Annotated in this window: 15 protein-coding genes; 13 read left to right on the forward strand and 2 right to left on the reverse strand. The window is 72.1% G+C overall.

All coding sequences use genetic code 11. The features are described 5' to 3' along the window. Positions 1–6 precede the first annotated feature (6 nt). From pgeF to BJZ21_RS07890, 12 genes are all read left to right on the forward strand, one after another. Positions 7–765, forward strand: coding sequence for a peptidoglycan editing factor PgeF (gene pgeF, locus BJZ21_RS07835; protein ID WP_179663225.1), 759 nt, complete (start codon positions 7–9; stop codon positions 763–765). Then, the gene (locus BJZ21_RS07840) at positions 762–1,460 is read left to right on the forward strand and encodes a YggS family pyridoxal phosphate-dependent enzyme (RefSeq protein WP_179663226.1); all 699 of its coding nucleotides are present in this window, start codon (positions 762–764) and stop codon (positions 1,458–1,460) included. Before pgeF ends, BJZ21_RS07840 begins: the two co-directional genes overlap by 4 nt. Before the next feature lie 60 nt (positions 1,461–1,520). Continuing rightward, positions 1,521–2,012: a cell division protein SepF gene (locus tag BJZ21_RS07845; RefSeq protein ID WP_179663227.1), complete on the forward strand. Its 492-nt coding sequence runs from the start codon at positions 1,521–1,523 to the stop codon at positions 2,010–2,012. Between the two features lie 12 nt (positions 2,013–2,024). Next, positions 2,025–2,315, forward strand: coding sequence for a YggT family protein (locus tag BJZ21_RS07850; RefSeq protein ID WP_179663228.1), 291 nt, complete (start codon positions 2,025–2,027; stop codon positions 2,313–2,315). A gap of 64 nt (positions 2,316–2,379) precedes the next feature. Continuing rightward, on the forward strand, positions 2,380–3,135 hold the full coding sequence (locus tag BJZ21_RS07855) for a DivIVA domain-containing protein (protein ID WP_179663229.1): 756 nt from the start codon (positions 2,380–2,382) through the stop codon (positions 3,133–3,135). A 173-nt stretch (positions 3,136–3,308) separates the two neighbouring features. Further along, on the forward strand, positions 3,309–4,046 hold the full coding sequence (locus BJZ21_RS07860) for a TraR/DksA family transcriptional regulator (protein ID WP_179663230.1): 738 nt from the start codon (positions 3,309–3,311) through the stop codon (positions 4,044–4,046). Continuing rightward, on the forward strand, positions 4,019–4,591 hold the full coding sequence (lspA, locus tag BJZ21_RS07865; RefSeq protein ID WP_179663231.1) for a signal peptidase II: 573 nt from the start codon (positions 4,019–4,021) through the stop codon (positions 4,589–4,591). Before BJZ21_RS07860 ends, lspA begins: the two co-directional genes overlap by 28 nt. Next, positions 4,591–5,526 (forward strand): RluA family pseudouridine synthase, encoded by a 936-nt coding sequence (locus BJZ21_RS07870; RefSeq protein WP_179663232.1) that lies wholly within the window; start codon positions 4,591–4,593, stop codon positions 5,524–5,526. The genes lspA and BJZ21_RS07870 overlap by 1 nt, the downstream gene beginning before the upstream one ends. Continuing rightward, positions 5,526–5,990, forward strand: a complete 465-nt coding sequence (locus tag BJZ21_RS07875) for a GNAT family N-acetyltransferase (RefSeq protein WP_246298469.1) — start codon at positions 5,526–5,528, stop codon at positions 5,988–5,990. Before BJZ21_RS07870 ends, BJZ21_RS07875 begins: the two co-directional genes overlap by 1 nt. Positions 5,991–6,118: 128 nt before the next feature. Next, positions 6,119–9,712: a DNA polymerase III subunit alpha gene (dnaE, locus tag BJZ21_RS07880; RefSeq protein ID WP_246298470.1), complete on the forward strand. Its 3,594-nt coding sequence runs from the start codon at positions 6,119–6,121 to the stop codon at positions 9,710–9,712. Then, positions 9,694–10,266, forward strand: coding sequence for a hypothetical protein (locus tag BJZ21_RS07885; protein ID WP_179663233.1), 573 nt, complete (start codon positions 9,694–9,696; stop codon positions 10,264–10,266). Before dnaE ends, BJZ21_RS07885 begins: the two co-directional genes overlap by 19 nt. A gap of 58 nt (positions 10,267–10,324) precedes the next feature. Continuing rightward, positions 10,325–12,061 carry a DUF3352 domain-containing protein gene (locus BJZ21_RS07890; protein ID WP_179663234.1) on the forward strand — a complete coding sequence of 579 codons (1,737 nt, stop codon included), beginning with the start codon at positions 10,325–10,327 and terminating at the stop codon, positions 12,059–12,061. A 14-nt stretch (positions 12,062–12,075) separates the two neighbouring features. On the opposite strand, the gene ybaK is transcribed toward BJZ21_RS07890, so the two are convergent. Together ybaK and BJZ21_RS07900 are read right to left on the reverse strand one after the other, a co-directional pair. Beyond that, positions 12,076–12,585, reverse strand: a complete 510-nt coding sequence (gene ybaK, locus BJZ21_RS07895) for a Cys-tRNA(Pro) deacylase (RefSeq protein ID WP_179663235.1) — start codon at positions 12,583–12,585, stop codon at positions 12,076–12,078. A 10-nt stretch (positions 12,586–12,595) separates the two neighbouring features. Beyond that, entirely contained in the window at positions 12,596–13,261 is a 666-nt protein-coding gene (locus BJZ21_RS07900; RefSeq protein ID WP_179663236.1) for an LON peptidase substrate-binding domain-containing protein, read from the reverse strand. 110 nt (positions 13,262–13,371) lie between these two features. Between BJZ21_RS07900 and hisD the strand changes: the two genes are divergently transcribed. Next, on the forward strand, positions 13,372–14,691 hold the full coding sequence (gene hisD / locus BJZ21_RS07905; protein WP_179663237.1) for a histidinol dehydrogenase: 1,320 nt from the start codon (positions 13,372–13,374) through the stop codon (positions 14,689–14,691). The last annotated feature ends 4 nt before the right edge of the window (positions 14,692–14,695 follow it).

A 14,695-nucleotide genomic window follows, 5' to 3' on the forward strand; every position in this document is an offset into this window, starting at 1 on the left:
GGCGGCGTGTACCTCCACCGCGAGCGGGTCGGCCCCGTCGAGCTGGCCTTCACCGACAGGTACGGCGGGGTCAGCGCGGCGCCGTTCGACTCGCTGAACCTGGCGAGCACCGGGCCCGACGACGACGGCTCCCGCGCCGAGAACCTGCGCCGGGTGCTGGACGACTTCGCGCCGGGCGCCGGCCTGGCCGGCCTGCAGCAGGTGCACGGCGACCGGGTGGTCGTCGTGGAGGAGCCGCCGGCCGGCTCTCCGCCGGAGGCGGACGGGCTCGTGACCGACCAGCCGGACCTGGTGCTCATGGTGCGCGCGGCCGACTGTGTGCCGGTGCTGCTCGCCGACCCGGTGGCCGGTGTCGTGGGGGCCGCCCACGCCGGCCGTCCGGGGCTCGCGGCAGGAGTCGTGCTGCGCACCGTGCAGGCGATGCGGGACCTGGGCGCGAGGAGCCTCACCGCGTGGGTGGGCCCGCACGTGTGCGGCTCCTGCTACGAGGTGCCGGAGGCGATGCGGGAGCAGGTCGTCGCCCTGGAGCCGGCGAGCCGGGCCACCACCTCGTGGGGCACCCCCGCGCTCGACATCGGTGCCGGCGTGCGCGCCCAGCTGGCGCGCAGCGGCGTCGAGGTCGTCGACGTCGCCCGCTGCACCCGCGAGTCCGAGGACCTCTACTCCTACCGCCGCGACGGGGCCGGATCCGGACGTCTCGCCGGCCTGGTCCGGCTGCACGCCCCGGGAGTCGCCCCGGGAGTCGTTCCGGGAGTCGTGCGGTGAGCCGCAGCGACGAGGTGGCGGCCGGGCTGGCCCGGGTCCGGGCCAGGATCGCGTCCGCCTGCGGCGAGGCCGGCCGGGACCCCGACGAGGTGCGGCTGGTCGTGGTCACCAAGAACTTCGGGGCCTCCGACGTGCGGCTGCTCGCCGACCTCGGGGTGACCGACGTGGGGGAGAACCGCCACCAGGAGGCCCGCGACAAGATCGCCCAGTGCGCGGACCTGCCGCTGCGGTGGCACTTCATCGGTGCGCTCCAGAGCAACAAGGCGGCCGCGGTGGCCTCCTACGCCGACGTCGTGCAGTCGCTGGACCGACGCAGGCTGGTCGCGCCCCTCGCCCGGGGCGCCCACGAGCGGTCCGGGCCGCTGGACTGCCTGCTGCAGGTCAGCCTGGACCCTCCGGACCGGGCCGGGCGCGCCGGAGCCGACCCCGAGGACCTCGAGGCCCTCGCCCGCGAGGTCGAGCAGGCCGCGCCGCTGCGGCTGCGGGGGCTGATGGCCGTGGCGCCGTTGGGGGAGGACCCGGCCGCGGCCTTCGGTCGGCTCGCCGCCCTCAGGCGGGACTTCCTCGCCGACCACCCCGACGCGGGGTGGCTCTCGGCGGGCATGAGCGGCGACCTGGAAGAGGCCGTCCGGGCCGGTGCGACACACGTGCGTGTCGGCAGTGCGGTCCTCGGATCGAGGTCGCGTGTCAAGTAGTGTCACCAACATCAGGACAGCCCCCGGTCCCCGGGGGCTTGTGAGCGGAGGACAACAGTCATGAGCGGCGCGATGCGCAAGATCGGCGAGTACCTCGGCCTGCTCGAGGACACCGGTCGGTACGACGAGTACGACGGCGAGTACGAGACCCAGGACGTCCCGACCGTGCCGCCGGCCCGCGCGGCCAAGGTGCGCGAGCCTCGTCCTGCCCCGGTGGCCGACCTCGCCGAGCGTCGGCGCCCGGCCCCCGCCCCGGCCGGGGTGGTGGCCGAGCTCTCCCGGATCACCACCCTGCACCCGCGCACCTACAACGAGGCGCGCACCGTCGGGGAGAACTTCCGCGACGGCACCCCGGTGATCATGAACCTCTCGGAGATGGACGACAACGACGCCAAGCGCCTGGTCGACTTCGCCGCCGGCCTGGTCTTCGCCACGCGTGGCACCATCGAGCGGGTGACCAACAAGGTGTTCCTGCTCTCCCCGCCGAACGTGACGGTGGCCGCCGAGGACAAGCAGCGGATCGCCGAGGGCGGCTTCTTCAACCAGAGCTAGGACACTCCCTACGTGCATGTCGTCGGCCTGGTCATCCATGTCCTGCTGTGGCTGTTCCTCGCGCTGCTGTGGATCCGGTTCGTTGTGGACTGGGTGCAGGTCTTCGCGCGCTCCTGGACGCCGCGCGGACCGCTGCTCGTGCTGCTCGAAGCGGTCTATTCCGTCACCGATCCGCCGATCCGGGCGTTGCGGCGGGTGATCCCGCCGCTGCGACTCGGTAGCGTCGCCCTGGATCTGAGCTTCCTGATCGTGATGATCGCTGCCTACGTGCTGCTGACCATCAATGACAGGATCCTTCTGTGATCCTGCAGGGCGCTATTGTTCGACCGATGAGTTTTCTTCTACTGCGACAAGAATGGGTGAGGTCATGCCGCTGACGCCTGAGGACGTGAGCAACAAGCGCTTTACTCCCGTCCGGCTCCGTGAGGGCTACGACATGGGGGAGGTCGACCAGTTCCTCGACGAGGTGGAGGCCGAGCTCGCGCGGCTCACGAAGGAGAACGAGGACCTCCGGTCCAAGCTCTCCGCGGCCCAGCAGGGTGGCCCCGCTCCCGTCGAGCGTGCGCCCGAGCCGGCGAAGGTGGAGAAGGCCCCCGAGCCGACCCCCGCCCCGGCGCCGGCACCCGCGCCCGCCCCGGCCGCCGCCGCGACCACCGGTCCGCTGGAGACGATCCGGGTCGAGACGGTGCCGCAGGCGTCGAACGCGGCCGCGCGCCTCCTGGAGATCGCGACCCGCAACGCCGACGAGCTGGTCGACGAGGCCAAGAACGAGGCCGACAAGATCGTCGGCGAGGCCCGCACCAAGGCCGAGCGGCTCGAGTCGGAGTCGAAGGGCAAGGCCGACCGGATGGAGGCCGACGCCCGCACCCGCGCCCAGATGCTGGACTCGGAGACCGCCGAGCGCCGCCAGCAGATGTTCGGCGACCTGGAGAAGGAGCGCGACAAGCTCAACTCCGAGGTGGAGAACCTCCGGTCCTTCGAGCGGGAGTACCGCTCTCGCCTGAAGAGCTACTTCACCCAGCAGCTCGAGGCGCTCAACGGCTCCGCCGAGACCGCCGCGCCCACCGAGTCGCACCCCGCGCCCAAGCGGCTGCGCTCGATCCTGGGCGAGGACGAGGGCTGACCCTCCGCCGCCACCCGGCATCCTGACCGAATCGTCACGGCCGGCCCCCGCCACGGGGGCCGGCCGTGCCGCTTCTCCCCGGTGTGGCGGTTTGAGACCGACCGACCCACCGGCTACCCTCCGTCCACACTGTGGCTCTCACCACAGGTTCCTTGGCCCGAGGGAGGCCCGACATGGCACGCAGCACTCGCACGTCGCTCGCCGGGCAGGCTGCGTCCGCGGCCCGCAAGATCGTCGGGCGCCGGCCGGCCGCCGACGACCCCGAGGAGACCACGCCTCCGGCCCGCCGGACCACCGCGAAGAAGGCTCCCGTGAAGAAGGCTCCCGCCAAGAAGGCCGCCCCCGCCGCGAAGAAGGCGGCTCCGGCCAAGAAGGCCGCCCCCGCCGCGAAGAAGGCGGCTCCGGCCAAGAAGGCCGCCCCCGCCGCGAAGAAGGCGGCTCCGGCCAAGAAGGCCACCGCGGCCGCGAAGAAGGCGGCTCCGGCCAAGAAGGCGGCTCCGACCAAGAAGGCGCCCGTGAGCTCCCTGGTCGTCAAGGCCGACGAGGAGGCGTGGACCAAGGCCGAGCTCGCCGAGGTGCTGACCGAGCTGCATGAGCAGCAGGCGCACAGCGCCGGGATCGTCGCCGCCCAGGAGGCCGAGCTCTCCGGGCTGATGCGCGACGCCGGCGACGGCGCCGGCCACGACCAGGCGGACCTCGGGGCCACCAGCTTCGAGCGCGACCACGAGCTCACCGTGCTCAACATCGAGCGCGACAAGCTCGCCCAGATCGAGCGCGCGCTGCTGCGCATCGACGACGGCAGCTACGGACAGTGCGAGTCCTGCGGCAACCCCATCGGCAAGATGCGGTTGATGGCTTTCCCGCGTGCCACACTGTGCCTGACATGCAAGCAGCGCGAGGAACGTCGCTGAGCGACGCCGAAGCCCCCGGACCGACCCGTCCCACCGGCCGCCGACGAGGCCGGTGCCTCCTGCTCTTCGCAGGTGTCGCAGTGGCGGCCTACGCCGTCGACCTGCTGAGCAAGCTCTGGGCGGTCTCCCACCTCAGCGACGGACACGACGTCCGCGTGGTCGGAGACCTGCTGGTCCTCCACCTCACGCGCAACCCCGGCGCGGCGTTCAGCACCGGCACCGAGTACACCGTGCTGCTCTCGTGCCTGGCCGTGGCGGCGGCCCTGGTCGTGGTCTACCTCAGCCGGCGCGTGGGCAGCCTGTTGTGGGCGCTCGCCCTCGGCCTGCTGCTGGCGGGGATCTGCGGCAACCTCACCGACCGGCTCTTCCGCGAGCCGGGCCCGCTGCACGGCCACGTCATCGACTTCTTGATGCTCCCGCACTGGCCGGTCTTCAACGTCGCCGACATGTGCATCAACGTCGCCGCCGCGCTGATCCTGGTGCAGGCCTTCCGGGGGGTTCGGATCTCCGGCGCTCCGACCGACGACCGCCGGAAGACCGCCTGATGGCGGCGGCCGAGCACCGCACGCTCCCGGTCCCCGAGGGGCTGGCGGGGGAGCGGGTGGACGCGGCGCTGGCCCGGATGTTCGGCCTGTCCCGGACCCGGTCCGCCGAGCTGATCGCCGAGGGCCACGTCCTCGTGGACGGCGCCGGGGTCGGCAAGAGCCACCGGGTGCTGCCCGGGTCGCTGCTCGAGGTGAGCCTTCCCCCCGTCGTCAACCCGCTGACCGTCGTGCCGGAGGTCGTCGAGGGCATCAAGATCATCCACGACGACGACGAGATCGTGGTGATCGACAAGCCCGTCGGTGTGGCCGTCCACCCCTCCCCGGGATGGTCCGGGCCGACGGTCGTGGGCCACCTCGTCGGCGCCGGGTTCCGGATCGCCACCAGCGGTGCGTCCGAGCGACAGGGGATCGTCCAGCGGCTCGACGTCGGCACCTCGGGGGTGATGGTCATCGCCAAGTCCGAGCGGGCCTACTCGGTGCTCAAGGACGCCTTCCGGCAGCGCACGGTCGACAAGACCTACCACGCGCTCGTGCAGGGCCATCCCGACCCGCTCGAGGGCACCGTGGACGCGCCGATCGGACGGCACCCGAAGGCCGACTACAAGTTCGCGGTGATGGCCGACGGTCGGCACAGCATCACCCACTACGAGACCCTCGAGGCGCACCGGTTCGCGAGCCTGCTCGAGATCCATCTCGAGACCGGGCGGACCCACCAGATCCGGGTGCACATGGCGGCGCTGAAGCACCCGTGCGTCGGGGACCTCACCTACGGCGCCGACCCGGCGCTGGCCCGGCGGGTCGGGCTCGAGCGGCAGTGGCTGCACGCCGTCCGCCTCGGCTTCGAGCACCCCGGCACCGGGGAGCAGGTCCAGTACGACTCGAGCTACCCCGACGACCTCGCGCACGCCCTCGAGGTCGTCCGCGGCGCACACTGATGCCGCAGGACCTGCTGCTGAGGCCGGGCACGGCCGAGGACCTGCCCGCGCTCGCCGCCCTGCACCTGCGGGTCCGCGACGCGGCGTACCCGCTCATGCCCCGCCGGGTGCACGACGACGCCGACGTGACCGCGTGGGTGGCCGGCTGGGACCTCCTCCACAGTGAGGTGTGGGTCGCCGAGGCGGCCCGGGCGCCGGTCGGGTACGCCCGGATCCACGAGGACTGGCTCGAGGACCTCTACGTCGACCCCGACGCGGCCGGCCAGGGCGTCGGCAGCGCGCTGCTGGACCTGGTCAGGGCGCGTCGTCCCGGTGGGTTCGGGCTGTGGGTCTTCGTCAGCAACACCCGCGCCATCGGCTTCTACCGGCACCACGGACTGGTCGAGGTCACCCGCACCGACGGCGCGGGCAACGAGGAGCGCGAGCCGGACATCCACATGGCCTGGCCCGGCGCGACCGGCTGAGCGGGCTCTCGGTGCGGGCCGTCGGTACGGGCTGTCGGTGCGTGCTGCCACGCTGAGCTCGGCGGGTCGCGTAGTCTGGCGTCCTTCCCCCACCTGCTGCCCGGCGACCCGCCGAGGCCGGGTGGCGCATGTCCGAACAACCGGCGAGGAGCACCCCCGAGACCATGCCGACCTCCGACTCCTTCGTCCACCTGCACGTCCACACCGAGTACTCCATGCTCGACGGTGCGGCTCGGCTGGGAGCGCTGACCGAGCGGGCGGCGGAGCTGGGCATGCCGGCGGTCGCGATGACCGACCACGGCAACGTGTTCGGGGCCTATGAGTTCTACAAGAAGGCGAGGGCCGCCGGGGTCAAGCCGATCATCGGCATCGAGGCCTACTTCACCCCGAACATCTCCCGGTTCGAGCGCAAGGGCGTCAACTTCTACGACGGCGGCTCCGACGACGTCTCCGCCCGCGGCGCCTACACGCACATGACCCTGCTCTCGGAGTCCACCGAGGGCATGCACAACCTGTTCCGGCTCTCCACCGGCGCCTGGCGCGACGGGTTCTTCAAGCAGCCCCGCATGGACCGCGAGCTGCTGGCCCAGCACGGCAAGGGCATCATCGGCACCACCGGCTGCCCGTCCGGTGAGGTGCAGGTCCACCTGCGCTACGGCAACTACGACGCGGCCCGGCAGGTCGCGGGGGAGTTCCAGGACATCCTGGGCCGGGAGAACTACTTCCTCGAGCTCATGGACCACGGCCTGTCGATCGAGAGCCGGGTGCGTGACGGGCTGCTCCGCCTCGGCAAGGACCTGCAGATCCCGCTGCTGGCCACCAACGACTCCCACTACGTCATGCGCGAGGACGCCCCCTCCCAGGAGCACCTGCTGTGCATCAACTCCGGCTCGACGATGGACATCCCCGCCGGCGACGGGCCGGGCCAGCGCTTCGCGTTCAGCGGTGACGGCTACTACCTGAAGTCCGCCGAGGAGATGCGGGCCCTGTGGGCCGACAAGTACTCCCTGCGCGAGGCCTGCGACAACACGCTGCTGATCGCCGAGCGCTGCGACGTGCAGTTCTCCGAGGGCGTCGGCAAGTACATGCCGAAGTACCCCTGCCCCGAGGGCGAGAACGAGGACTCCTGGCTGGTCAAGGAGGTCGAGCAGGGCCTCGACTTCCGCTATCGGGGCAGCGTGCCCGACCACGTGCGCAAGCAGGCCGAGTACGAGCTCGGCGTGATCACCCAGATGGGCTTCTCCGGCTACTTCCTCGTGGTCGCCGACTTCATCAACTGGGCCAAGGACAACGGCATCCGCGTCGGCCCCGGGCGCGGGTCCGGCGCCGGCTCGATGGTGGCCTACGCGATGCGGATCACCGACCTCGACCCGCTCGAGCACGGCCTGATCTTCGAGCGGTTCCTCAACCCCGACCGCGTGTCGATGCCCGACTTCGACATCGACTTCGACGAGCGCCGGCGCAGCGAGGTGATCAGGTACGTCACCGAGAAGTACGGCGACGACCGGGTCTCCTACATCGTCACCTACGGCACCATCAAGGCCAAGCAGGCGGTCAAGGACTCCTCTCGGATCCTCGGCTACCCCTTCGCGATGGGCGACCGGATCACCAAGGCGATGCCGGCGGCGGTGATGGGCAAGGACGTCCCGCTGCAGGACATCTTCGACGCCGACCACAAGCGGTACGGCGAGGGCGGCGAGTTCCGGGCGCTCTACGACGGCGACAACGACGTCAAGCGCGTGGTGGACACCGCGATCGGCATCGAGGGCCTCAAGCGCCAGTGGGGCGTGCACGCGGCCGGCGTCATCATGTCGAGCGAGCCGCTGCTCGACATCATCCCGATGCTCAAGCGGCCCGCCGACGGCGCGATGATCACGCAGTTCGACTACCCCACCTGCGAGACCCTCGGCCTGATCAAGATGGACTTCCTGGGGCTTCGCAACCTCACGGTCCTCGACGACGCGGTCAAGAACATCAAGGCCAACCGCGACGAGGAGATCGTCCTCGAGGAGCTGCCGCTCACCGACGAGACGACCTACGGCCTCCTGCAGCGCGGCGACACTCTCGGCGTCTTCCAGCTCGACGGCGGGCCGATGCGCGCGCTGCTGCGCAGCATGCGCCCCGACACCTTCGCCGACATCTCCGCGGTCGGTGCGCTCTACCGGCCCGGGCCGATGGGTGCGGACTCCCACAACAAGTACGCCCGCCGCAAGACCGGCCGCGAGCCCGTGGAGCCCATCCACCCCGAGCTCGCCGAGGCCCTCGAGGACGTGCTCGGCGAGACCTACGGCCTGATCGTCTACCAGGAACAGGTCATGGCGATCGCCCAGAAGCTCGCGGGCTACACGCTGGGCCAGGCCGACATCCTGCGCCGGGCGATGGGCAAGAAGAAGAAGGAGGAGCTGGACAAGCAGTTCGCCGGCTTCTCGGGCGGCATGAAGGAGCGCGGCTACTCCGACGCCGCGGTCAAGACGCTCTGGGACATCCTGCTGCCCTTCTCCGACTACGCCTTCAACAAGGCCCACTCCGCGGCGTACGGCCTGGTCTCCTACTGGACGGCCTACCTCAAGGCCAACTACCCGGCCGAGTACATGGCGGCGCTCCTGACCTCGGTCAAGGACGACAAGGACAAGATGGCGATCTACCTCAACGAGTGTCGCCGCATGAAGATCCAGGTGCTGCCCCCCGACGTCAACGAGTCCGCGTCGAACTTCACCCCGGTGGGCCGCGACATCCGGTTCGGCCTCACCGCCGTGCGCAACGTCGGCGGCAACGTCGTGGACGGCATCGTCGCCGGCCGCGAGGAGAAGGGCCGGTACGCCGACTTCAACGACTTCATGGAGAAGGTCCCCGCCCACGTGTGCAACAAGCGGGTGATCGAGTCGCTGGTCAAGGCCGGCGCCTTCGACGACATGAAGCACCGGCGGCGGGCGCTGGTGGCCATCCACGAGACCGCGGTCGACCAGTACGTCGACATCAAGCGGAACGAGGCGATCGGCCAGGACTCCCTGTTCGGCGGCCTCGACGAGGAGGCCGGCGGCGGGTTCGGGATCTCGGTGACGATCCCCGACATCGAGGAGTGGGACAAGACCACCCTGCTGGGCCACGAGCGGGAGATGCTCGGGCTCTACGTCTCCGACCACCCGCTGCTCGGCCTCGAGCACGTGCTCTCCAACGGCACCGACTGCACCATCGGCCAGCTCATGCTCGACGAGGACCGGCCCGACGGGACCCCGATCACGATCAGCGGCCTGGTCACCTCGGTGCAGCGCAAGATCACCAAGCGCGGCGACGCGTGGGCGCTGGTCACCGTGGAGGACCTCGACGGCGCCATCGACGTGCTGCTGTTCCCGAGCTCCTGGCAGCTGTGCGGGCACCTGATCTCCGAGGACGCGATCGTCATGGTCAAGGGCCGGCTCTCGCGCAGCAAGGACCAGCCCGAGATCATGGGCCAGGAGGTGACGCTGCCCGACCTCTCCGACGGCCCGTCCGGGCCGGTGGTGATCAGCATGCCGTCCACCCGGTGCACCGCCCCGGTCGTGGAGCAGCTGCGCGACGTGCTGGGCGCCCACCCGGGCCTCACCGAGGTGCGGCTGCGCCTGCTCACCCGCGGGTCGACCACGCTGATGAAGCTCGACGACCGCCTGCGGGTCACGCCGAGCTCCGCCCTGTTCGCCGACCTCAAGCACCTCCTGGGACCTGGATGTCTGAGCAACAACTGACCGAGCCCACCACGAGCGGCCCCGAGGGCGCCGCCGCAGACCGGCGCACCCCCGTGCGCCTCCTGGTCCGCGCGCTCCTGGTGATCGCCGTGTTCGCCGCCGCGGGCGCCCTGGCGGGCGTGGTGTGGGAGTGGTGGTGGACGCCGCCGCCGGGCATCGTGGCCCACCACCAGTGGCTGCAGGACGAGACGGGCCTGCGGGGGGACTTCTCCGGGACCGGGACCTACGTCGTGGTCGCGCTGATCGCCGGGGCCGTGGTCGCCGCCGTCCTCGCGGCCGTCCTCGACGGGGCGGAGCTGGTCACGCTCGTCGCCGTGCTCGTCGGGTCGGTGCTGGCCGGCTGGCTGATGCACCGGGTCGGCGTGGCCCTCGGGCCGGCCGATCCCCACAAGCTCGCCGCCACGACGACCGACGGCACCGAGCTGCCCGGCCGGCTGGTGGTCTCCGGCGCGAGCGTCTGGCGGGTGTTCCCGGGGGGCGCGCTGGCGGGCCTCGTGGTGGTCTGGCTCGGACTTGCGTCGAAGCGCGCCCGAAACCCCCGCCCGAGCAGCTAGGATCTCGCCGCGCAGGATCGGGCGGCGGTCGTCCGGCGGCACCGTCTGGGGGTACCCCGTGTCCAGCTCCTTCCCGCCCGGTGGGCCGCAGGGCCCCGAGTACCTCGAGCAGGGCGGCGGCGCCCCGCTCCCGCCCCGGCCGCCACGGCGCCGCTCCCGTAGCCGCCGGCCCACGCTGGTCGCCGGTGGCGCCATCGCGGCGCTGCTGGTGGTGGGTGGTGGTGTCTGGGCCGCCACCTGGTACCTCGGCAGCGGGCCGCAGCCTGCCGAGGCGCTCCCCGCCTCGACCCTCGGCTACGTCTCGATCGACCTCGATCCCAGCGGCCAGCAGAAGATCGAGGCACTGAAGACGCTCAACAAGTTCCCGGCGATCAAGGACCAGCTCCACCTCAACGCCGACGACGACATCCGCCGGCGGATCTTCGAGGAGATCCAGAAGAGCGGGGACTGCAAGAGCCTCGACTACGACAAGGACATCGCGCCGTGGCTCGGCGACCGGATGGCGGTCGCAGCCGTCGACACCGGCGAGAAGCAGCCGCAGCCCGTCGTCGTGCTCCAGGTCACGGACGAGGCCGCGGCCGACGCCGGGCTCGCGAAGCTGCAGGCCTGCGACTCCGGGGCCGACACCAGCTCCGGCAGTGACACGGGTAGCGACCCGGGCAGTGACACGGGCACCGGCGGCTGGTCGATCGACGGCGACTGGGCCGTCGTCGCCGAGTCCGACGCCACCGCGAAGAAGGTCGCCGACGCGGCGGCCGCCGACTCGCTCGCCGACGACGAGTCCTACCAGAGGTGGACCGGCGAGCTCGGCGACCCGGGCGTGCTCAGCATGTACGCCGCCCCGGCGGCCGGCGGCTGGATGGCCGACAACCTCTCGCAGATGGAGAACATGTTCGGCGGGTCGTCGGGCTCGTGCGTCGCCTCCGCCGACCCGTTCTCGGACTCCTCCGGCGGCTCGTTCTGCGGCGACACCGGCATGAGCAGCAACGGCAGCGTCCCCAGCGACGTCGCCGACGCCCTGAAGCAGTTCAAGGGCATGGCCGCCACGGTCCGCTTCAACGACGGTGCCCTCGAGCTCGAAGGTGCCGCCGACCCGGGCGAGACCGCGACCTCCGGCCAGCTCGGCACCGGCGAGGGCGGGGACGACGTGCTGGCCACGCTGCCGTCGGACACGGCAGCCGCGATGGGGTTCGGCTTCGAGGACGGATGGTTCGCCAAGCTGGTCGACCGGTTCGCGTCGTACTCCGGGATGACCGGCTCGGACCTGATGGACCAGATGTCGCAGAGCAGCGGCCTCGACCTGCCCGCGGACGCCGAGACGCTCGCCGGCGACTCGATGGCGCTGGCGGTGGGCGGCAACATCGACCCGGAGACCATCATGAACTCCTCCGACGGCAGCAACCTCCCGGTGGCGGTGAAGATCAAGGGCGACCCCGACGCGATCGACGGCGTCCTCGGGAAGCTCGCACCCAGGATGGGGAGCGCGGCGAGCGCGCTGGAGTCCGACCGGTCCGGCGACATGATCGCGATCGGACCCGACGCCGACTACCGGTCCCAGGTGCTGGAGCACGGGGGCCTCGGCGACACCGCGGCCTTCAAGGACGTGGTCCCCGAGGCCGCCAAGGCCAGCGTCGTCTACTACGTCAGCTTCGACGCCTTCGACGGCCTGGTCTCCAAGCTCGGGGCGGACAGCCCGGAGCTCGTCGCCAACGTCAAGCCCCTCCGGTCCCTCGGCGTCAGCGCCTGGGTGGACGGCGGGGTCTCCCGCCTGCTGGTGAAGCTGACGACCGACTGAAAGGGAGCCGGTCGTCAGGTGGCGCGGCGGTCCGCCGCGGCCCGGCCCACGGGGGCGACGACCGCCTCGGTGACGCGGACCAGGTCGTCGGGCGTGAGCTCGAGGTCGAGGCCGCGGCGGCCCCCGGAGACGAACACCGTCTCGTGGCCGAGCGCGGTGTCGTCGACGACCGTGGGGTGCAGCCGCTTCTGGCCGATCGGCGAGATGCCGCCGACGACGTAGCCGGTCGCGCGCTCCGCGTCCGCCGGGTCGGCCATCACCGCCCTGCTCCCGCCCAGGGCGCGGGCCAGCGCCTTCAGGTCGAGCTGGCCCGACACCGGCACGACGGCGACCGCGAGCCGGCCGTCCACCGACGCGAGCAGGGTCTTGAAGACCCGGTCCGGGTCGACTCCCAGGGCGTCGGCCGCCTCGAGCCCGAAGCTCTCGGCGCGCGGGTCGTGCTCGTACTCGTGCAGGGAGAACGGCACCCCCGCCCCGGTCAGGGTCGCGGTCGCCGGCGTGCCGCCGGCACTCTTCCTGGCCAATGACTTCTCCTCAGTTCGGCGACCAGCGGGTGCGCGCCACCTCGGTGGCGGGCAGGGACGGGATCACGTTCATCGCCCGCAGCTCGGTGCGCAGCAGGTCGGTGACCATGATCAGCCGCTCGGCGGCGTCGGCGGCCTCGAGCAGCGCCTGCCGGTCGGGCATCGGCAGCGGCGCCACCGCGGCCAGCGTCCAGGAGAGGTACGACGGGTCGCGGGGGAGCGCGCCCTCGTAGGGGTCGCTGCGGATGCCGGCCAGCGCCATCCGGTAGGCCGTGAACGTCGCCCGGGCGGTCTCGAGGACCTGCTCGGGGACCGGCAGGTCGGGCTCGGGGCGGTCGTGGACGTGGCCGACGGGGAACGGGCCGCTGGCGTCCAGCCGCTCGAGCTCGATGCGGTCCAGGCCGACCGCCACGACGTCGAAGGTGCCGTCGGCGTGCGCGTCGACCTCGGTCAGCTGCACCTTGCACCCCACGCGGTAGAGCGACTGCGCCCCGTGGTCGCCGATCTCGTAGCCCTCGCGGATCCCCACCGAGCCGAAGACCCGCTCGGCGGGGTCCTCGACCCGCAGCAGGTGGTGGACCAGCGCGCGGTAGCGGTCCTCGAAGATCGTCAGGGGGACGCTCACGCCGGGGAACAGCACCGCGTTGAGCGGGAACATCGGCAGCGTGGACGTCACGGCTCGACCCTAGTGGCTAGGTGGACGCGGCCGGGGTCCCGCGCCGGGCCAGCCGTCCGGCCGGCGTCGCGGGTTCGGGCCGGCCGGTCCATCACTCGTAGAATCGGCCCATGATTCGCCGGATCGACCTGAGAGGCGTCGCAGCGCAGAGCGCGACGCCGCTCGACTACCGCGCGGTGGTGCCGCGCGCCGAGTTCGACGTCGAGGCCGCGACGCATGCCGTCCGCCCCATCCTCGACGCCGTGCGCGAGCGGGGCCTCGAGGCGATCCTGGAGCTCTCCGCCCGGTTCGACGGCGTCACGCAGACCGACGTCGTCGTGCCGCCCGCGGCGTGCCGGCAGGCGCTGGAGGAGCTCGACCCGGCGATCCGGGCCGGCCTCGAGGAGTCGATCGCGCGGCTGCGCGCGGCCAGCGAGCAGGAGCTCGAGGCCGACGTGGTCACCCAGCTCGGCCCGGGCGCCCGGGTGGTCCAGCGCAAGGTGCCGGTGGACCGCGTGGGCCTCTACGTGCCCGGTGGCCTGGCCCCGCTGGTCTCCACGGTGCTGATGAACGTCGTCCCCGCCCAGGTGGCCGGGGTCCGCTCGCTGGCGCTGGCGAGCCCGCCGCAGGCGGAGTTCGACGGGCTGCCGCACCCGTCCATCCTGGCGGCGTGCGCGCTGCTCGGTGTCGAGGAGGTGTACGCCGTCGGCGGTGCGCAGGCGATCGCGATGTTCGCCTACGGCACCGGCCCGTGCCGCCGCGTCGACATGGTCACCGGCCCCGGCAACATCTACGTCGCCACCGCCAAGCGGCTGGTCAAGGGGGAGGTCGGCATCGACTCCGAGGCCGGTCCGACCGAGGTCGCGGTCCTGGCCGACGACTCCGCCGACGCCGGCTTCGTCGCCGCCGACCTCATCGCCGAGGCCGAGCACGATCCGCTCGCCGCGGCGGTGCTGATCACCGACTCCGAGGCGCTGGCCGCCGAGGTGGAGGCCCAGCTGGACAAGCAGGTCGCGGCGACCGGCCACGCCGAGCGGGTGCGGGTCGCGCTGGGCGGGGCGCAGTCCGGGATCGTCCTGGTCGACGACCTCGACCAGGGCGTCGAGGTCGCCGACGCCTACGCCGCCGAGCACCTCGAGGTGCACACGCGGGAGGCGGCCGCCGTCGCCGCCCGGATCCGCAACGCCGGCGCGATCTTCGTCGGGCCCTACGCGCCCACGGCGCTGGGCGACTACTGCGCGGGGTCCAACCACGTGCTGCCGACGGGCGGCTGCGCCTGCCACAGCAGCGGCCTCTCGGTGCGGTCGTTCACCAAGTCGGTGCACGTCGTGGACTACTCCCGCGAGGGCCTGGCGGCGGTCGCCGGCCACGTCGTGACCCTCGCCGAGGCCGAGGACCTGCCCGGCCACGGCGACTCGGTGCGCGTGCGCTTCGCCGACGGCGAGGCCTGAGCCG

The sequence above is a fragment of the Nocardioides panaciterrulae genome (genome assembly GCF_013409645.1).
GTDB lineage: Bacteria > Actinomycetota > Actinomycetes > Propionibacteriales > Nocardioidaceae > Nocardioides > Nocardioides panaciterrulae.